We start from the raw sequence: 18,566 nt of genomic DNA, 5'->3' as shown, positions 1-18,566 counted from the left end.
CCCGCGGGTCCGGTCATCGGTTCAGCGTTCGTCTTTCTTCAGCGGAATGCCGTAAAGCTCCAGCCGATGGTCCACGAGCTGGAAGCCGTGTTCGCGGGCAATACGCTCCTGCAGCGCTTCGATCTCCGGCGAACGGAACTCGATGACCACTCCGTTCTTCAGGTCTATCAGGTGGTCGTGATGCTCTTCCGGTACTGTCTCGTAACGCGAGCGGCCGTCGCGGAAATCATGGCGGGCGATGATGCCGGCGTCTTCAAAAAGCTTGACTGTGCGATAGACGGTCGAGATCGAAATCTTCGCATCGACCTTCACGGAGCGACGGTGCAGCTCCTCGACATCCGGGTGGTCGGCCGACTCTTCCAGGATGCGGGCAATCACCCGGCGCTGCTCGGTCATCCGCATGCCGCGCTCGGTGCAAAGCTCCTCAAGGGTCTTGGCTGTGTCCGTCATTGGCGGCCTTCATTAGAAATTCCGGTTCTTCACGGAACTAGCGAAGAACGCGCTTCATGACAAGCGCCGTGGAAACTGCACCGTTCGCGTCCTTGTAGTATCCACGGCGCTCGCCGACCGTCTCAAAGCCGAGCTTGCGATACAGTCCGAGAGCGGCAGCGTTGCCGTCATCGACTTCCAGGAAAATGCTTTCGCCGCCGCGCAGCTTGGCTTCGCGCATCGCCGCCTGCATCAGCCTCCAGCCGAGTCCGGCGCGGGCAACCTTCGCCTGCACGGCGATCGTCAGAATTTCCGCCTCGCCAGCGACCTCCCGGGCAAGTACGAAGCCCGGCAGCGGCTTTTTCAGAAAGGCGTTCGTCTGGCGCGCGACGAAACCGAAGACGTTGTCCTGGCTGAGCAGACCGTAGAACTCGCCGTCTCCCCAGGGGCGTGCAAAGCGCTCCCCGTGCAGGGTAGAAACCGCATGGCAGTCGTCGCTTTCCATGGCGAGGATCTCGAATTCCGGTTTAAGGGTCAGATAGGATTCCAGCATGGTCACACTCGTGCGATCGCAAACCCGGCCTGCGGTTTGGCGTCGGGTCCGCGCAGATAAAGAGGCTTCGGCTTTCCAGAACCAGGATCGGCGGCAGCGCCCAGGCGAGCCACGATGGAGATGGGAAACTTGTTGGCTTGATCGCCAGCGGCGTCCGGCCTCAGCAGCGGCGCCGCCGATCCGGTGATCTCGCCGTCGAAGGCTGCCGCGATAGATTGAGCCTCCTCGATCGTCACGGCACGAGGTTCGTCAAGCGCCACGCCGTCGGCGGAAAAACGCTGGAGATAAATTTCGCCGCGCTTGGCATCCATGGCGGCAAGAACGGCGCTGCCGGGGGTCTTCTCGCGCTGGGCGGCAGCCATGGTTTCAAGCGTCGTGATGCCGACAGCCGGAATATTGAGCGCAAGAGCAAAGCCCCGAGCCGCCGCGACACCGACACGAATGCCGGTGAAGGAACCTGGACCGATGGTGACCGCAACGCGTTCAGCCATCGCGAGCTTCATATCCGCCTGCTTCAGCACGCGGTCGATGATTCCCATCAAATGTTCGGCGTGACCCTTGCCGATCATGTCCGATGCCTCCCCCAGCACCGTATCCTTGCCGCTGTCGTATAGAGCGGCAGCGCAATCCACACCCGCCGTGTCGAGCGCCAGAACAATCATGTCATCAATTTCCGAATAAAAGCCACCATAAAATCAGCCAGCTCGCCGTAATGCTGAGCCGGCTGAATTTCGGCGCAAGCCCTTAGGCTGCGATCACTTCCTGCACTTCGGGAACGAAGTGGCGAAGCAGGTTCTGGACGCCGTGCTTCAGGGTCGCCGTAGACGAGGGGCAGCCGGAGCAGGAGCCCTTCATGTTGAGATAGACCTTGCCATCCTTGAAACCGCGGAACGTGATATCGCCGCCATCCTGGGCCACTGCTGGACGCACGCGGGTGTCGAGCAGTTCCTTGATGGTGAGCACGATGGTCTCGTCAGCCTCGTCGAAGAATTCACCGCCGGCATCGAGCTCTTCGGAAAGCGCGGAGGCTTCACCCATCACCGGCTTCCCAGACATGAAGTGTTCCATGATGGAGCCGAGGATAGCGGGCTTCAGGTGCTGCCACTCCTGATTCTCTTTGGAAACGGAGATGAAGTCATAGCCGAAATAGACGCCGGTAACGCCGGGGATTTCGAAAAGGCGGGCGGCGAGCGGTGAAGCCTGTGCTTCCTCGACATTGCGGAATTCGGCCGTGCCGCTTTCCATGACGACCTTACCCGGCAGGAACTTTTGGGTGGCGGGGTTCGGCGTGGCTTCGGTCTGAATGAACATTTCGCTCTCCATGCGGGCCAGATCGTTGCTCAGGCCGTCTTTAGAATTCTTCAAAAGAAAATAGGCCGATTGGCCACGCTAATCAAGAGCCCGAGACTCCAGAAATAGGCTGCCTTAGCACCGTATGCTAGGCCAGCGCATCCAGTTCCTCGTTGGTCAGCGTATCGGGCAATACGGTAACGGGAATTGGAAAGGCCGCAGCTTTTCCGACAACAGACGACACCAGTGGCCCTGGGCCTTCCTTGGCAGAACTGGCGGCCAGCACCAGGATTGCGATATCGCGGTCTTCCTCGATCACTGCATTGATCTCCGCGACGGAACTTCCCTCACGGATCACGATTTCCGGTTCGATGCCGATCGTTTCGCGGACGACCAGAGCTGATTTGGCGACAACGGCTTCGGCCTCTTCGCGGGCCTCGGCCCGCATGATCTCCTCAACGCCCAGCCATTGCTGAAAATCGCCTTCGGGAATGACATAGACGAGCACCAGTCCGCCATTGGAATTCTTGGCGCGCCGGCCCGCATAATGCACGGCGCACTGGCACTCGGGTGTGCCATCGATGACCGCCATGAATTTGCGGCGATGACCTTCCAGCCGTGAGAGTCGCTTTGATACCATGGCCCGGACTCTGACACCCTAGCCGGGAGATTTGCAAGCCCCCGTTTTTGCACGGAGGCTCGCTATCTGCGACATGCCTAGTACAGGAAGCCGATGATGTCGCGTATATCCTTCATGGTGGCTTCGGCGCGGGCGCGAGCCCGCTCGTTGCCGTTGTGAAGGATGGCGTCGATGTGGCTCGTATCGTCCATCAGGCGGCGCATCTCTCGTGTGATCGGCGACAGCACCTGGACTGCAAGCTCGATCAGCGCCGGCTTGAAGACGGAGAACTGCTGGCCGCCGAATTCCGACAGCACCTGGGCTTTCGACTTATCGGCCAGGGCGGCATAGATGCCGACGAGATTGTCGGCTTCCGGCCGGCCCTTCAGGCCTTCCACTTCGCTCGGCAGCCCCTCCGGATCGGTCTTGGCTTTGCGGATCTTTTTTGAGATGGCGTCTTCGTCGTCCATCAGGTTGATGCGCGAGAGATCTGAGGGGTCGGACTTCGACATCTTCTTGGTGCCGTCACGAAGCGACATGACGCGCGGCGCAGGGCCATCGATCAGCGGCTCCACCATCGGGAAGTAGGCATGCACGGGCTCGTCGCCGACGGTGATGTCGATGCCGTGGCCGGCCCGACGAATGTGATCCTGATAGTCGAGGTTGAACTTCATCGCGATATCGCGGGCAAGCTCGAGATGCTGCTTCTGATCGTCACCCACCGGAACATGCGTGCCGCGATAAACGAGAATGTCGGCCGCCATCAGGCTAGGATAGGCGAGCAGGCCGAGCGAGGCGTTCTCTCGGTCCTTGCCGGCTTTGTCCTTGAACTGCGTCATGCGGTTCATCCAGCCGATGCGGGCGACGCAGTTGAAAATCCAGGCGAGTTCGGCGTGCTGCGGCACGGCCGACTGGTTGAAGACGATATGCTTCTCCGGATCGATGCCGGAGGCGATGAAAGCTGCGGCGATCGAGCGGATCTGGCCGGGCAAGTCCTGGTGTACGAGCTGCGCGGTCAGCGAATGCAGGTCGACGACGCAATAGATGCAATCGTTGCCTTCCTGCAGCGCCACGAACTTGCGGATTGCGCCGAGATAGTTTCCGAGATGGAGATTTCCGGTCGGCTGTACGCCGGAAAATACGAGCTTTTTGAATTCGGTCACGTTGTCCTCGATTAGGCTGGTGGAGGGCCCCAGACCCAAAGGGTCATGTTGCTAACGCGGCGGCTTATGCACGCGCAAAGGGCCGCAATCAAGAGGCGGCGGGTGCGGTGTGTTGAATGAGGTCGAAGGTGTTGCCGTAAGGATCCGCAAACACGGCCACGGTGCCGTAAACTTCGTGACGTGGAGCTTCGAGGAAGGTGACCCCGTTCGCAAGCATTGCGGCATAGTCCTGGTCGAAATCGTCGGTCTTCAGGAAGAAGCCTACGCGGCCGCCGGTCTGGTTTCCAATCGCTGCCTTCTGCCGTTCGCCCACTGCTTGCGCAAGCAGGAATGCGGCACCCGCAGTACCGCTGGGCTTAACGACCACCCAGCGCTTGCCTTCGGGCTGCACCTCGTCCTGCAGGCAATCAAAACCCAGCGCGCCGCAATAGAATGCCTTCGCGCGGTCATAATCGTCGACGACGAGCGTAACGAGGAAGAGAGATTGGGGCATCAATAAGGCTCCGGCTGGGGATGCTATTTTGCATTACATCGTCTTGCCAGCCACGGACAGCGTCTTCTAATGCAAGGTTGTGCCAACGCATTGATTTCCATCAAAAGGTTGAGAGTAATTTATACTCAATTTTAGCTACATCTGCTGAATGAGGGCAAGAAAATGAGGATATCTCATTTTATATGAAGGTATAAAATTTCACAAAATGGCCACTTTTTGAATGAACGTTCTCGCCACCAACCAGAGCGCAGCATGATCAGCTGCAGTTCTACCTGGAGGGGACGTCATGCATACGACCTTATCACTCGTTCTTGCTGGCTTGTTCACCTTGTCCTGCTGCGTCAATGCGGAGGCGCAGACCAGCAAAAAAACCAAGGTAAGACCTTTCAACCACACCGCATCCCTGGCTTACACGGTTCAGACCGTTAGCGTCAAAATCGGCTGCTTCCCGCCGCAGCTTAGAGCCATCCTCTCACATATCGCGGCCAAGACCGGTCGAATACCGGTGGTTACATCCGGCTTCCGGCCGCGTTCCGGCCGCGCGCATTCTCAGCACCGCTATTGCAACGCAGCCGATATCCGTGTGGCGGGCGTTTCGGAACGGGCGATCATCGCAGCAGCGCAGACCGCACCCGGGATCGGCGGCATAGGACGATACTGCAACGGAATTGTCCATGTCGATGTCGGGCCGAGGCGCCGCTGGAGCTATTGCTGACAACGATGGCCGCAGTCAGACTTCGGTGCTAGGCGCGGGTTTCCGTTTGAGGTTCCGCCGGATCATGCCGAGATCGGCGCCGCCGATCAGGAACGCTGTCGCGAAGTAGACAGCCATGGCGATGACGATCAGAAGGCCGAGCGTGCCGACCTTCGCGGTCAGATGCGCGCCTGAGGCCAGCCACGGCTCCCAACGGTGCTGCAGGTACATGATCACGGCGCCCATGACGGCTGCGGAGACGACGAGCAGCGCCGTGCGCCGCGCCAAGCCCCATTCCCAGGTAAGGTGACCGCGGCGCAGCAGCGTCGTGAACAGAAGCACGGTGCTGATCCAGCCCGCCGTCGCCTCCGCCACGGCAATGCCGGGCGCGCCGAGGAAGGGAAAGAGCGTCAGCGCCGTCGCGCAGTTCACGCCAACGGCGACGGCGGAAAAGCGCATCGGCGTCTTGGTGTCCTCGCGCGCATAAAAGCCCGGCTGCAGCGCCTTGATCAGCACGAAGGCGGGCAGACCGATGCCGTAGATAGCGAGGATGGAGCCGACGATCGTGGTGTTTTCCTGATGGAAGGCACCACGCTCATAGAGGACGCGGATAATCTCGTCGGAGAGAATCCAGAGCGCAAACGCGGCCGGGATGGTCAGGAACAGCACGAATTCCATCGACCGGTTCTGCAAATTCGCCGCCTCGCGCAGATTGCCACCCTTCAAGGCACGAGCCAGTTCCGGCAGCAGGACCACGCCGACGGCGACGCCGACGACGCCGAGCGGCAGCTGGTAGATGCGGTCAGCATACTGAAGCGCCGCGATCGCGCCTTCGCGTGAGGAGGCGATCGCCTGGCCGACCATCTGGTTGATCTGCGTGATACCGCCGGTGACGGCGGCCGGCACCGCAAGGATCAGCAGCCGCTTGACGTTCGGCGTGATGCGGGGGAAGCGAAAGCCGATGCTCATGCCGGCATGCAGGACGCCGATATAGACGACGACGAGTTGCAGGATGCCCGCCACGAGCACGCCCCAGGAAAGGTACCAGGCGGTCTGGAGCGGTTCGGCGCCGATATAGAGCGAGTAAAACAGCGCCCCGATCATCACCACGTTGAGGAAAACGGGCGCGATGGCTGCGGCAAAGAAATGATGCAGCGAATTCAGCATCCCGCTCATCATCGCCGTCAGCGACATGCACATCAGATAGGGGAACATCACCGCTGCCATCCTGACAGTGATCGAGAATTTTTCCGCATCGTCGGCAAAGCCCGGCGCGATGACGAAGCGCACGAGCAGCGGCATGCAAAGTTCCATCACGATGGTGATGAGCAGCAGCACGGAGAACAGGACGCCGAAGACTTCCTCGGAAAAGCGCTTGGCGCCATCCGTGCCGTTCGCTTCGATCTCCTTCGCAAAGAGCGGCACGAAAGCCGCGTTGAAAGCGCCTTCGGCAAACAGCCGGCGGAAGAGATTGGGAAAGCGGAAGGCAGCGTAGAAGACGTCGGCCATGGGGCCGGTACCAAGGGCCGCCGCCATCAGCGTTTCGCGAGCGAAACCGAAGATGCGGCTGCCGAGGGTCGCGCCGCCGACAGTGGCGAATTTCTTGACAAGACTCATACGGGAGAACCGGCTTTCTTTTCACCCGGCTGCAGGGTTTGCGCCGTCTCGGCGGGCGCAATGATGCCGGACGGCATGCGCTCGCGAAGCTCATCCTCCTCGCCGGCCATAACGGCCTTCAGCCGGGCAGTGATATTGGAGCGCTTGGTGTCGCTGGAGATCTTCTGGCCGACGAGGTCCGTGACGTAGAAGGTGTCGATTACCTTCTCGCCGAAGGTCGTGATGCGGGCAGATTGGATATCGAGCGAAAGATCGGACAGCACGGCGGTGATCTCCGAAAGCAGGCCGGTGCGGTCGAGGCATTCGACTTCGATGACGGTGAACTTGTTCGACAGGTTGTTGGTAATGTTGACCGACGGCGGAATGACGAATGCCTTGTTCTTCTTGCGGTTCTTCGTGCGCGTGGCAATGACCTCCGGCAGCCGCTTGCGTCCGGAAAGCACGTCTTCGATCATCTTGCCGATGCTGGCGGCACGGCGAAGCTCGTCGGCATCGTCCTGGAATTCGCGGCTGATATGGATCGTGTCCAGCGCACGGCCGTCGGAAGTCGTGAAAATCTGCGCGTTCACGATATTCGCGCCCGCTGCCGCACACGCGCCGGCAATGATGGCGAGCAGGCGGGGGTGGTCCGGAGAGAGCACCGTAACTTCGGTAATCGCATGGAAACTATCCGTCCGCACGGTCGTCGCCAGCGCCTGGCCGTTCTTGTCAGCCTGGCGGATGAAATGGGCGTGACGAACCTGGTCCTCCAGAGGAACGGAAAGCAGATAGGGCTGGTAGTGCAGCTTGCTGTAAGTCTTGCGATCCTTCTGGCTCCAATCCGACAGCGCGTTGAACAGCGCTTCCGCCGCGAATTGAGCCCGCTCCTTGCGGGAGACCTGCGAAAAACCGCCTGAAAGCAGCAGCTCGGTCTCGAAGTAGAGCGTTCTCAGCAGCTGGCCCTTCCAGCCGTTCCAGACACCGGGGCCGACGGCACGAGTATCGCAGATCGTCAGGATCAGCAGCATCTTCAGGCGATCGAGTGATTGAACCCGGTCGGCAAAGTCAGTGATTGTCTTGCGGTCGGTAAGGTCGCGGGTCTGGGCGACCATCGACATCGTCAGATGCTCCTCGATCAGCCAGACAACGAGTTCCGTTTGCTTCTGCGACAGGCCGAAACGGGCGCAGAGTTTGCGAGCAACACGGGCACCGGCGACGGAATGGTCCTCCTGCCGGCCCTTGGCAATATCGTGGAGAAGGACGGCAATATAGAGCGCTTCGCGATCTTCGATATGCGGCATCAGCTTGTTGGACAGCGGATGCAGCTCCTCGGCCTTGCCCTTGTCGATTTCGGAGAGGACTTCGACGGAACGGATCAGATGCTCGTCCACCGTGTAGTGATGATACATGTTGAACTGCATCATCGCGACGATCTTGCCGAATTCGGGGATGAAGCGGCCGAGCACGCCGGCCTCGTTCATGCGGCGCAGGATGAGGGCTGGATCGCGCTTGGAGGTGAGCATCGACATGAAGAGGCGATTTGCCTCGTCATTTTCCCGCAGATCGTTGTCTATCAGGTTGAGCGAGCGCGTGACGCGCTTCAGCGCATCCGGATGGAATTCGAGACCGTGGATATCGGCAACATGGAAGAGACGGATGATGTTGAGCGGATCGTGCTTGAAGACGTCCGGGCTGGAGAGCGCAATGCGGCCCCGGTCCTCGACGAATTCCATGCAGCCGGGGATTTTGCGCGTGCGGCGGGCAAAGCGGCTGATGACGCCGCTGAGTCCAGGCGCTGACTTCGCTTGCTGATCTTCGAGGGCCGCGCATAGAATTCGTGTCAGGTCGCCGACATCCTTCGCAACCAGGAAATAGTGTTTCATGAAACGCTCGACAGCCGAAAGGCCCGGGCGGGAATGATATCCGAGCGCCTCGGCAATCTCCCGCTGGATGTCGAATGAAAGCCGCTCCTCCGCCTTGCCGGTCAGGAAGTGCATGTGGCAGCGCACTGCCCAGAGAAAGTCGTCAGCCTTTTCGAAAACGCGGTACTCATGCTTTGAGAGAACACCAAGCGCTACGAGTTCAGCAGTGTCACGGACGTGGTAGTAATACTTGGAAATCCAAAAGAGCGTGTGGAGGTCGCGAAGCCCGCCCTTGCCCTCTTTGACGTTGGGCTCGACGAGATAGCGGGTATCGCCCGCCTTGCGGTGGCGGTCGTCGCGTTCGGCAAGCTTGGCGGCGATGAACTCGGGGCCGGTGCCGGTGACGATCTCCTTGTCGAAACGGGTCTCAAGCTCGGTGGCGAGCGTTTCCAGCCCGCAGATGTAGCGCATCTCGAGGATTGCCGTGCGGATCGTCATGTCGGACCTGGAGAGCGCGATGCACTCCTCGATCGTCCTCGTTGCATGGCCAACCTTGAGGCCCATGTCCCAGAGGACGTAGAGCATGAATTCGACGGCCTTGTGGGTCTCTTCCGCCGGCTTCGGCTGAAAAAGGAAGAGCAGGTCGATATCGGAGCCGGGCGCCAGCGTGCCGCGGCCGTACCCGCCGACGGCAGTGACCGCAAACTTGCCGCGCTGAGCCGGGAAGACATGGGCTGTCGTGAACTCATAAAGCGCAGAAATGATGTGGTCTTGCACCCAGGAAATGCGCCGGGCGCAGTTCAGGCCGCCGCCGTCGGCCGAGAGAAGCGCCCGTGCCCTTTCGCGGCCCTCGCTGCTTGCTTTCTTGAGGGTGGCAAGCAGCTCGGAACGCATGACGTCCGGCTGATTCTTGTTGGCTTCGGCAACCGCCTCGCAAAGGGACCGCAGATAGGCCGGGTCGAGAATTTCGGAGAAATCGATGTCGTTCGTCGTCGCCATGCGCGGAGCGGCTTCCTGTTCGCGCGGCGCGACCGCGTCTCGTTTCGTCTGCATGCGCTATAGCCTCTTTGCCCGGCATTTGACACGGGCTTTCATACTGCAAGAACCCTTAATTTTGGCGAAAAGGTGGTTGCCTTCTCCCTTGGGAAGGAAGGGCTCTCAAGCCGCGACTTGTTCATTCACCGAGTAAAGGACGTTGCGTGCCTCGCCGGCAATCGCGTCAACGGTGGCTTTATCGCATTCGCGGTAGCCAGCCTTGGCAATGGCAGTCGCAAGCTCGCAGATGATAGCACACGATCGCGTGATTTCGAGCATGCCGAAGGGGGAGTTCCAGCCGCGGGGAGTGCCATGCTCGTCCGCATTGCGCAACGCTTCGAGGACGGTGAACATTTCGGCAAGGCGCCGGGTTTCCTGCAGGAGGCTGCCCATGAACATTGCGGCTCTCCCTAGGTCATCTGCTTTTTGAGATCATAAAGCGCATCCAGCGCCTCGCGCGGCGTCATGTCGTCGAGGCTCATTGCCTTCAGCGCCTCTTCGAGCTTCGAGGGCTTGCGATTTGTATCCTCGCGGCGCACGGCGACTTGAAAGAGCGGCAGGTCATCGATCAGCTGGCTCGCCGGATTCTTGCGGTCGGCATCCTCCAGGCGGCTCAGGACATCGCGGGCTCTGGCGACAACCGAGGCGGGAAGACCGGCCAGGCGTGCGACCTGGATACCGTAGGAGCGGTCAGCGGCGCCGGGACCGACTTCATGCAGGAAAATCACATCGCCGTCCCATTCCTTCACTTTCATCGTCGCGTTCGACAGGCGGGGAAGCTTTTCGGAAAGTGCTGTCAGCTCATGGAAATGGGTGGCGAAGAGCCCGCGGCAGCGGTTGGCCTCGTGCAGATGCTCGACCGCTGCCCAGGCGATGGACAGACCGTCGAACGTTGCGGTGCCGCGGCCGATTTCGTCGAGGATGACGAGCGAGCGGTCGGTTGCCTGGTTGAGGATCGCCGAGGTTTCGACCATTTCGACCATGAAGGTCGACCGGCCGCGTGCCAAATCGTCCGATGCCCCCACGCGGGAAAAGAGCCGGTCGACGATGCCGATATGTGCCGAGGCGGCGGGCACGAAGGAGCCCATCTGAGCGAGGATTGCAATCAATGCATTCTGGCGGAGGAACGTCGACTTACCGCCCATGTTCGGACCGGTGAGCAGCCAGATCGCCCCATCCTTGCCGCCCGAACTCGGCGAGAGGTCGCAATTGTTGGCGACGAACGGGCCGGCGGACTGGCGCCGCAGCGCCTGCTCGACAACCGGGTGACGGCCGCCTTCGATCGAAAACATCTTCGATCCATCGACGAGGGGCCGGCAGTAGGCCTGTTCCTCGGCAAGCAAGGCGAGGCTGGCCGCAACGTCGATGACCGCAAGTGCCCGGGCCCCAGCCTTGATCGTCTCTGCTTCGGCGACCACCGCTGCTGACATCCGGTCGAAAGCTTCGAGCTCGATCTGTAATGCCCGGCCGGCTGCGTTCGCGATGCGGCTTTCGAGGTCGGCAAGCTCGGTCGTCGTGAAGCGCATGGCGTTCGCCATCGTCTGGCGATGGATGAAGCGGGCCTTGGCGTCGGGCGTATCCGTCATCGGCCCGGCATTGCCGGCGGTCACCTCGATAAAATAGCCAAGGACATTGTTGTGCTTGATCTTCAGCGATTTGATGCCGGTCTCATCCGCGTACTGCAGCTGCAGTCCGGCTATGACCCGGCGCGACTGGTCTCGCAGCGCCCGTACCTCGTCGAGTTCGGCATTGGCGCCGTCACGCAGAAAGCCGCCGTCGCGCTTCAGAAGTGGCAGTTCGGCGGCGAGCGTTTCAGCAAGCAGTGTATCGAGTGCCGCTGGCAACGCGCGCAGGCCGGAAAGCGCCTTGCCGAGTTCTTCCGGGAGAAGCGCAGTGCCAAGCAGTCCGGCCACGTCGGCGGCGGCACCCAGTCCCTGCCGGATCGCCCAGAGATCGCGAGGACCGCCTCGATCGAGCGCCAGGCGGGAGAGTGCGCGCGGCATATCCGGCACATGCTTCAGTGCGTCGCGCAGATCGCCGCAGAGCGACGGCTCCTCCATGAGGAAGCCGATCGAGTCCAATCGCTCGTTGATATGGGAAGGATCGGTCAGCGGCGACATCAGCCGCTCGGCGAGCAGGCGAGCTCCTCCGCCGGTGACGGTCCGGTCGATTGCCTTCAAGAGCGAGCCGTTCCGGTCGCCCGACAGCGTGCGGGCAAGCTCCAGATTGGCCCGGGTCGCGGGATCGATGAAAAGCGTCGAGGCGCCGCTCTCCCGCTCCGGCTTGCCTAGGGGCGGGCGTTCCGCGATCTGCGTCTTTTCGACGTAGGCGACGGCCGCCGCCGCGGCGGCGAGCTCGGCGCGGGAGAAGGTGCCGAAACCGTCGAGCGTGGAGACGCCGAAGTAGCGGGCGATGCGGCTCTCCGCCGTGGCGCTGTCGAAGAGAACCGCCGGCTGCGGCACGGCCGTGCGACCGAGCACGTCGAAGACCGGCTTCAGCTCGGCATCGTGGAAGATCGTATCGGGCAGGATCAGTTCGCGCGGATCGATGCGCAGGATATCTGCGAGCAGTCGCGAGCTTTCCGTCTCTGCAAGGCGGAAAACACCGGTCGATATGTCGATCCAGGCAAGCGCCATCACCGGCTCGGATGTGCCGCGAATCCGGGTAAGCGCCATCAGATAGTTCGATTCCGAGGGCGAAAGCAGCTTTTCCTCGGTGATCGTGCCCGGTGTGACGAGTCGGATGACATCGCGTTTGACGACGGATTTCGAGCCGCGCTTCTTCGCCTCCGCCGGGTCTTCCACCTGTTCACAAACAGCGACGCGGAAACCGAGCGCGATTAGCTTTTGCAGATAGTCGTCTGCCGCATGCACCGGCACGCCGCACATTGGGATATCCTGCCCCATGTGCTGACCCCGTTTCGTCAGCGTGATGCCGAGTGCGCGCGAGGCCTCCAGCGCATCCTCGAAGAACAGCTCGTAGAAATCGCCCATACGATAGAAGAGCAGCGAACCGGGATTGTTCGCCTTGATCTCGATGTACTGTTCCATCATCGGCGTTGCCGACGCGCGGCTTTCTTCCGTGGCAAGCTCGGCCGCGGTGAAGGCTTCGTTTCCGATGTCTATTCGTGCGTTCACGGGGTTGCAGTTTTTCCCAAAAAAACAGGTGCCAACCCTATCCGCGCGCCGCTATAGATGACAACAGCTATTCAGGAAGGGCAACGCGTCGCCCACAAGACGTTGGAGGAGAAATGGCAGATACCGAGAAGAAAGACCGTCCGATCCGTACGGTCAGCGACAATGAAGCGCTCGAATTTCACGCCATGGGGCGGCCCGGGAAGCTGGAAATCAACCCGACCAAGCCGATGGCGACGCAACGCGATCTTTCGCTTGCCTATTCGCCGGGCGTCGCAGTGCCGGTCAAGGCGATCGCTGCCGACCCGGGTACGGCTTATGACTATACGACACGCGGCAATATGGTCGCCGTCATCTCCAACGGCACGGCGATTCTCGGTCTCGGCAACCTCGGGGCGCTTGCCTCGAAGCCGGTGATGGAAGGCAAGTCCGTTCTGTTCAAGCGCTTCGCCGATGTCGATTCGATCGACCTCGAAATCGACACGGAAAATGTCGACGAGTTCATCAATTGCGTGCGCTTCCTCGGCCCCTCCTTCGGCGGCATCAATCTGGAGGATATCAAGGCTCCCGACTGCTTCATCATCGAGCAGCGGCTGCGCGAGTTGATGGATATCCCTGTCTTTCACGACGACCAGCATGGAACGGCGATCATTGCGGCCGCCGGCCTCATCAATGCGCTGGAGCTGACCGGACGAGACCTGAAGACGACGAAACTCGTCTGCAACGGCGCCGGGGCCGCGGCAATCGCCTGCGTTGAACTCATCAAGGCGATGGGCTTCAATCCGGAGAACGTCATTCTCGTCGATACCAAGGGCGTGATCTATCAGGGCCGCACCGAGGGCATGAACCAGTGGAAGTCGGCGCACGCGGCCAAGACCAAGGCGCGCACTCTGGAGCAAGCCATGAAGGGTGCGGATGTCGTTTTCGGCCTGTCCCAGAAGGGTGCTTTTACGGAAGACATGATCCGCTCGATGGCGGAACGGCCGATCATCTTTGCGATGGCCAATCCCGATCCGGAAATCACGCCGGAAGAGGTCGCTCGCATCCGCGATGATGCCATCATGGCGACGGGGCGCTCCGACTACCCGAACCAGGTGAACAACGTTCTCGGCTTCCCTTACATCTTCCGCGGTGCGCTCGACGTGCGGGCAACGACGATCAACGACGAGATGAAGATCGCTGCCGTCGAAGCACTTGCCGCTCTGGCGCGCGAGGATGTGCCGGACGACGTCGTTGCCGCTTACCAGGGCAACCGGCCGCGCTTCGGAGCGCAGTATATCATTCCGGTTCCCTTCGATCCGCGCTTGATCTCGGCGATCCCGGCGGCGGTGGCGGAGGCTGCGATCAAAAGCGGTGTCGCCCGCAAGGCGATCACCGACATGGCCGGCTATCGGCGCGAGCTTTCGGCCCGGCGCGATCCGATCGCCTCGACGCTCGCGAGCCTCTATGAGCGGGTTCGCCGGCGCCCGAAGCGCATCGTCTTCGCCGAGGCAGAAGAGGAGCAGGTCCTGCGCGCGGCGATGTCTTATGCCAACCAGGAGCTCGGCACCGCAATCCTTCTCGGCCGCGAAGACCTGATAAGGGCAACAGCGGAGCGTGCCGGCATCGACCTTAACCGGCCGGGCCTCGAGATCGTCAACGCACGCATTTCGACCCGTGGCGAAGTCTATATCGATTATTTGTATGCACGATTGCAGCGGGACGGTTATCTCCACCGTGATGTGACACGCCTCATCCATAACGACCGCAATCATTTCGCCGCCTGCATGGTCGCGCTCGGCGATGCGGATGGCATGGTCACGGGCCTCACCCGCAACTATTCGACGGCGCTGGAAGACGTGCGCCGCTGCATCGATGAGAAGCCGGGCCACCGCGTGATTGGCGTTTCGCTGGTGCTTGCGCGCGGCCGCACGGTCTTTGTTGCCGATACCGCGGTTCACGACATGCCGACCGCCGAGGCACTCGCGGATATTGCCGAGGAAGCGGCAGGTCTTGCACGCCGCATGGGTTATCACCCGCGCGTTGCGCTGCTCGCCTATTCGAGCTTTGGCCATCCTTCGGGTGAACGCTCGGAGCGCATACGCGAGGCGGTGAAGATCCTCGATAAGCGTCGCGTCGATTTCGAATACGACGGCGAGATGGCGGCTGATGTGGCGTTGAACCGCAGGGTAATGGACCAATACCCGTTCTGCCGCCTGTCTGCGCCGGCAAACGTGCTGGTCATGCCAGCCTTCCACTCGGCCTCGATCTCCACGAAGATGCTGCAGGAGCTTGGCGGATCGACGGTCATCGGCCCGATCCTGGTCGGCCTCGACAAGGCCGTTCAGATCACCTCGATGGGGGCCAAGGATTCCGACATCGTCAATATGGCCGCGATTGCAGCTTACTCGGCAGGGTGATCCCAACAAAAAGCCCGCCTCGAGCTTTCGAGGCGGGCTTTTGATTGAACTTCCAGGAAATCAGCTTGCGAAACGGCCGGCGTCGGCGCCGTAGTAGTTCAGATAGCGATCTGAAATGCTCGCGATCGGCAGCACGATCAGCACATCCGTCGTGTTGAAAGCATGGTCGACAACAGCCGTCGACCCGACCATGGCGCCGAGGCGAAGATATCCTTTGATGAGCGGCGGAAGCGCCATCAGGGCTTTCTTCGGGTTGACGGCTTCCTGCGGCATCAGATCCATGTCGCGCGCCAGATGCGGCAGCGCGCTGACTGCCCATTCGCCCTTGGCAAGAACGGTATGGTGCAGGAAGGAAAGCGCCAGCGCGTGGCTCTCCGGATAGACGCCGGGGAAGGAGGCGCAACCGAACATGGCGCTCATGCCGTGCTTCAGCGCGTAAGCCCAGTTACCCTGCCACAGAAGTTCGACCGTGCGCTTCGTGCGGTATTCCGGCAGCACGCAGGAGCGGCCGAGCTCCATGAAACGCTTGTCCGGATGGCGTGCGAGAAGCTCGTCGATCGCGAATTCGGAAGCCGAGTAAAAACCGCCATTCGCCATGGCTACGTCCTGGCGCAGCAGGCGGTAGGTGCCGACGATCTGGTCTTCCGTATCGCCTTCTATCGAGTTGTCGAGAACAAGAAGGTGATCGCAGAAGGCGTCGTAAGCGTCGAAATCGCGTTCGCGGCGCATGGCTTCCGGCGGGAGCTGTGCCTGCATTTCCTGAACGAAAACCCGGTAGCGCACATGCTGTGCCGCATCGATCTCGCGCGCGTTGCGGGCGAGGCGGGTTTCGAGGTTGCCGATGCGGCCCATGACGTCGCCTTCCTTTGGCGCAACAGGCGTTGCAGGCGGAGCAGCCTCCGCCGTCGTGTCGCGATTAAGGATGTCGATAGACATGCTGATTCTCCGGTTGCCGGCTCATGGCGTGTCATAAAACACTTCTATGCGACAGGAAAGTGACATGGAGTTTACGGAAAAACGCCGTTTTTGTCACCCCGCTCAGAGCGCTTCGGCGCGGCGAGCGGAAAGGGCTGCGACGGCATGGATTTCCGTCAATAGCCGGATTGGGTCGACAGGTTTCAGCATCACACGATTTGCACCGGCCAGTAGTACCTGGCGGCGCGACTCATCCCGGCTATCGGCAGTCAGCACGATCACCGGCACCGGAACGACCTGCAGCCGCCGTTCGTGACCGCGCAACCGGCCGATCATTTCAACGCCTTCGCCGCCGGGCATCGTGAGATCGCTGATGATAATGTCCGGCCGGGTGCTGCCTTCGGCAAGGGCGCAGTCGAGCAGCGTTTCGAAATCTTCGACGTGGTGAACGCGGTGTCCGCCCTTTTCCAGCATGGCACGGATGAGCATCGCATTGATCGGATCGTCCTCGCCGAACAGGACACTCAGCCCTCCTTGCATATTCGGCTCGGGAAGGGCAGCCGCGAAGCCGGGCTGGTTGTCGTTCAGCGCGTCGCGTTTCTCCATTCCGCGCATGCGGCCACGCAGTACGTCGATCAGTGATTGCTCACGAAGCGGCCGGATGAGCCAGGCATCGAAAAGATCAAGCGGGTGGGCGTTGCGCTCTTCCGGGTTGACGAGAAGGGTCTTGCGCAGACCGAGATCAGCAATTTCGACACGGTCGGCGAGGTGCCTGGTAAATTCGGCAGACATGCGGTGATCGACAATAATGTCTGTCGGGCGGTGGCCTCTCGCGGCAATCGCGAGAAGCGTTTGCCGCGCCTCTTCGCCATCGCCCACTAAATGACATTCGCCGCCAAGCGCGACGATCGTCTCGGCGATGGCGGCGCGCGCCGCACCGGCTGGCGCCAGAAGCAGGACAATATTGCCGGCAAGCAGCAATTTGCGCCGGCCACGGCCGTCTTCCGGGATGCCGGCGGGAAAGCGGATCGTGAATTCACTGCCCTTGCCCTTTTCGCTGGCGACAGTGAGCGTTCCTCCGAACTCACGCATGATGCGGGCGGAAATGGTTAGGCCGAGCCCGGTGCCGGCGCTTTTTTCCATCAAGGTTCCTCCCTGCTCGAACTCACCGAAGATCCGCGCCTGCTCGTCCGCCGTCATACCGGGACCGCTGTCCGACACGGTGATCGCCAGGTCGTCGCCATCCAAGGACACGCGGATGAAAACGCCACCGGCCTGAGTAAATTTCACTGCATTGCCGATGACGTTGAAAAGCACCTGGCGCAGCCGGGCAGGGTCGAAACTCATGAATTCCGGCACGTCGGAGGAAACCGTCGCGCCAATCTCGATGCCCTTCTCATGGGCGCGGTGGGCCAGCATCTCGACGACGCTTTCGAGAAGCTGCCGCAGCGATTCGCTACGAGGACGAAGCTGGAAGCGGCCGACCTCGATGGTTGAGAAGTCGAGGAGGTCTTCCACGAGCTGGACCAGCGCATGACCGGACTGGCGGATGCCGCCAACATAGTTCTGCTGCTCCTGGGTCATCTGGGCTTGCTCCAGCAGGTGCGTCATCCCGAGAATGCCCGATAGCGGCGTTCTGATTTCATGGCTGACGGTCGCAAGCAGGCGGGATTTGGCGGCGCTGTTATATTCGGCCTTTTGGCGTGCCTCCTCGCGTGCCTGCGTAGAAAGGCGCTCCGCAGTCACGTCGCGGGCGACACTTTGAATCAGCAGGCGGCCGTCTGCGGGATCGCGCGTGACAACGTCATGCCAGACAAAGACGCGCTGTCCTTCCGGCGTCGAAATCTCGACATCGAAGCGATGCGGATCGGCGCTCGGGCGAAAGGCGATGCCGATTTCCTCGCATGTCTGTCCTTTAGGCTTCGGACGTCCTGTCAGGCGGCAAAAAGTGGCGTTGGCGCCGACGATCCGCCGGTCGATCGTGCGGGTTACGGTGATATCGCCAAGTGCATCGTGAACATTGGCGAAGAGCTCCGCGGCATGGCTTGCCGGCAGCGGATTGCCGCTCCCTTGCCGGGGCTTTGTCCGGCGGCCTGCCGCGTAGCCGAAGAGCGCCATAGCGAGGACGGCGAGGCCGATGGCGAACAGTTCGAGCCCACCAGCCTGCCCGAGCATGAGCAGCGCGATAGCCACGCAAAAGCCGAAGCCACCGAGCCAGTAGGAGAGAAGGATGCGGAGCGGCCGCCTTCGGTTTGCAGTCACAGGCCATGCAGCAGCATTTGCTGCCCGCGGATCATGCGGCTTGGCAGCAGCGTCAAATGCGGCGGCAAGTCGTTCCTGCATCTGAGCCAGACTGTGCATAATCGCTGGCTAACATAGTCGCC

15 protein-coding genes are annotated in these 18,566 nt (G+C 61.2%); 2 read left to right on the top strand and 13 right to left on the bottom strand.

Annotated features, from left to right (window positions below; genetic code table 11):
• Positions 1–21: 21 nt before the first annotated feature.
• From ACPYOI_RS07705 to ACPYOI_RS07675, 7 genes are all read right to left on the bottom strand, one after another.
• The gene (locus ACPYOI_RS07705) at positions 22–450 is read right to left on the bottom strand and encodes a Fur family transcriptional regulator (RefSeq protein WP_481418847.1); all 429 of its coding nucleotides are present in this window, start codon (positions 448–450) and stop codon (positions 22–24) included.
• A gap of 37 nt (positions 451–487) precedes the next feature.
• Positions 488–982, bottom strand: coding sequence for a GNAT family N-acetyltransferase (locus ACPYOI_RS07700; protein WP_481418846.1), 495 nt, complete (start codon positions 980–982; stop codon positions 488–490).
• A 2-nt stretch (positions 983–984) separates the two neighbouring features.
• Complete coding sequence (tsaB, locus tag ACPYOI_RS07695; protein WP_481418845.1) at positions 985–1,644, bottom strand: tRNA (adenosine(37)-N6)-threonylcarbamoyltransferase complex dimerization subunit type 1 TsaB; 660 nt, start codon at positions 1,642–1,644, stop codon at positions 985–987.
• A gap of 82 nt (positions 1,645–1,726) precedes the next feature.
• Positions 1,727–2,293, bottom strand: coding sequence for a NifU family protein (locus tag ACPYOI_RS07690; protein WP_481418844.1), 567 nt, complete (start codon positions 2,291–2,293; stop codon positions 1,727–1,729).
• A 127-nt stretch (positions 2,294–2,420) separates the two neighbouring features.
• Positions 2,421–2,912: a universal stress protein gene (locus ACPYOI_RS07685; protein WP_168828106.1), complete on the bottom strand. Its 492-nt coding sequence runs from the start codon at positions 2,910–2,912 to the stop codon at positions 2,421–2,423.
• Between the two features lie 77 nt (positions 2,913–2,989).
• Positions 2,990–4,054, bottom strand: a complete 1,065-nt coding sequence (trpS, locus tag ACPYOI_RS07680) for a tryptophan--tRNA ligase (protein WP_168828107.1) — start codon at positions 4,052–4,054, stop codon at positions 2,990–2,992.
• Between the two features lie 88 nt (positions 4,055–4,142).
• The gene (locus ACPYOI_RS07675; protein ID WP_481418843.1) at positions 4,143–4,547 is read right to left on the bottom strand and encodes a VOC family protein; all 405 of its coding nucleotides are present in this window, start codon (positions 4,545–4,547) and stop codon (positions 4,143–4,145) included.
• Positions 4,548–4,833: 286 nt separating this feature from the next.
• Between ACPYOI_RS07675 and ACPYOI_RS07670 the strand changes: the two genes are divergently transcribed.
• Positions 4,834–5,262: a YcbK family protein gene (locus ACPYOI_RS07670; protein ID WP_481418842.1), complete on the top strand. Its 429-nt coding sequence runs from the start codon at positions 4,834–4,836 to the stop codon at positions 5,260–5,262.
• Between the two features lie 15 nt (positions 5,263–5,277).
• Here ACPYOI_RS07670 and murJ read toward each other — a convergent pair whose 3' ends face one another.
• The 4 genes from murJ to mutS all read right to left on the bottom strand — a co-directional run bounded on the left by murJ (position 5,278) and on the right by mutS (position 12,871).
• Positions 5,278–6,858, bottom strand: coding sequence for a murein biosynthesis integral membrane protein MurJ (gene murJ / locus ACPYOI_RS07665; RefSeq protein WP_481418841.1), 1,581 nt, complete (start codon positions 6,856–6,858; stop codon positions 5,278–5,280).
• Positions 6,855–9,752, bottom strand: a complete 2,898-nt coding sequence (locus ACPYOI_RS07660; RefSeq protein WP_481418840.1) for a [protein-PII] uridylyltransferase — start codon at positions 9,750–9,752, stop codon at positions 6,855–6,857. Before ACPYOI_RS07660 ends, murJ begins: the two co-directional genes overlap by 4 nt.
• Positions 9,753–9,857: 105 nt before the next feature.
• Positions 9,858–10,133 (bottom strand): hypothetical protein, encoded by a 276-nt coding sequence (locus tag ACPYOI_RS07655; protein WP_481418839.1) that lies wholly within the window; start codon positions 10,131–10,133, stop codon positions 9,858–9,860.
• An 11-nt stretch (positions 10,134–10,144) separates the two neighbouring features.
• Positions 10,145–12,871: a DNA mismatch repair protein MutS gene (gene mutS, locus ACPYOI_RS07650; RefSeq protein ID WP_481418838.1), complete on the bottom strand. Its 2,727-nt coding sequence runs from the start codon at positions 12,869–12,871 to the stop codon at positions 10,145–10,147.
• Positions 12,872–12,984: 113 nt separating this feature from the next.
• Here mutS and ACPYOI_RS07645 point away from each other — a divergent pair, with 113 nt between their 5' ends.
• On the top strand, positions 12,985–15,267 hold the full coding sequence (locus ACPYOI_RS07645; protein WP_168828114.1) for an NADP-dependent malic enzyme: 2,283 nt from the start codon (positions 12,985–12,987) through the stop codon (positions 15,265–15,267).
• Positions 15,268–15,327: 60 nt separating this feature from the next.
• Here the strand turns inward: ACPYOI_RS07645 and olsB are convergent, their stop codons facing one another.
• Both olsB and ACPYOI_RS07635 read right to left on the bottom strand, forming a co-directional pair.
• The gene (gene olsB, locus ACPYOI_RS07640) at positions 15,328–16,203 is read right to left on the bottom strand and encodes a l-ornithine N(alpha)-acyltransferase (protein WP_168828115.1); all 876 of its coding nucleotides are present in this window, start codon (positions 16,201–16,203) and stop codon (positions 15,328–15,330) included.
• 102 nt (positions 16,204–16,305) lie between these two features.
• A complete protein-coding gene (locus ACPYOI_RS07635) occupies positions 16,306–18,543 on the bottom strand; it encodes a hybrid sensor histidine kinase/response regulator (protein ID WP_481418837.1) in 2,238 nt (745 codons plus the stop codon).
• Positions 18,544–18,566 lie beyond the last annotated feature (23 nt).

This window comes from Rhizobium sp. SVR5-2C (assembly GCF_056755115.1).
This window is presented reverse-complemented; position numbering and strand designations above follow the sequence as displayed.

Coding starts and splice junctions, on each gene's coding strand:
- tsaB (WP_481418845.1), bottom strand. CDS start 1,644: ATGATTGTTCTGGCGCTCGACACGGCGGGTGTGGATTGCGCTGCCGCT.
- murJ (WP_481418841.1), bottom strand. CDS start 6,858: ATGAGTCTTGTCAAGAAATTCGCCACTGTCGGCGGCGCGACCCTCGGC.
- ACPYOI_RS07705 (WP_481418847.1), bottom strand. CDS start 450: ATGACGGACACAGCCAAGACCCTTGAGGAGCTTTGCACCGAGCGCGGC.
- ACPYOI_RS07660 (WP_481418840.1), bottom strand. CDS start 9,752: ATGCAGACGAAACGAGACGCGGTCGCGCCGCGCGAACAGGAAGCCGCT.
- ACPYOI_RS07655 (WP_481418839.1), bottom strand. CDS start 10,133: ATGTTCATGGGCAGCCTCCTGCAGGAAACCCGGCGCCTTGCCGAAATG.
- ACPYOI_RS07645 (WP_168828114.1), top strand. CDS start 12,985: ATGGCAGATACCGAGAAGAAAGACCGTCCGATCCGTACGGTCAGCGAC.
- ACPYOI_RS07700 (WP_481418846.1), bottom strand. CDS start 982: ATGCTGGAATCCTATCTGACCCTTAAACCGGAATTCGAGATCCTCGCC.
- ACPYOI_RS07675 (WP_481418843.1), bottom strand. CDS start 4,547: ATGCCCCAATCTCTCTTCCTCGTTACGCTCGTCGTCGACGATTATGAC.
- ACPYOI_RS07685 (WP_168828106.1), bottom strand. CDS start 2,912: ATGGTATCAAAGCGACTCTCACGGCTGGAAGGTCATCGCCGCAAATTC.
- ACPYOI_RS07670 (WP_481418842.1), top strand. CDS start 4,834: ATGCATACGACCTTATCACTCGTTCTTGCTGGCTTGTTCACCTTGTCC.
- ACPYOI_RS07690 (WP_481418844.1), bottom strand. CDS start 2,293: ATGTTCATTCAGACCGAAGCCACGCCGAACCCCGCCACCCAAAAGTTC.
- ACPYOI_RS07635 (WP_481418837.1), bottom strand. CDS start 18,543: ATGCACAGTCTGGCTCAGATGCAGGAACGACTTGCCGCCGCATTTGAC.
- olsB (WP_168828115.1), bottom strand. CDS start 16,203: ATGTCTATCGACATCCTTAATCGCGACACGACGGCGGAGGCTGCTCCG.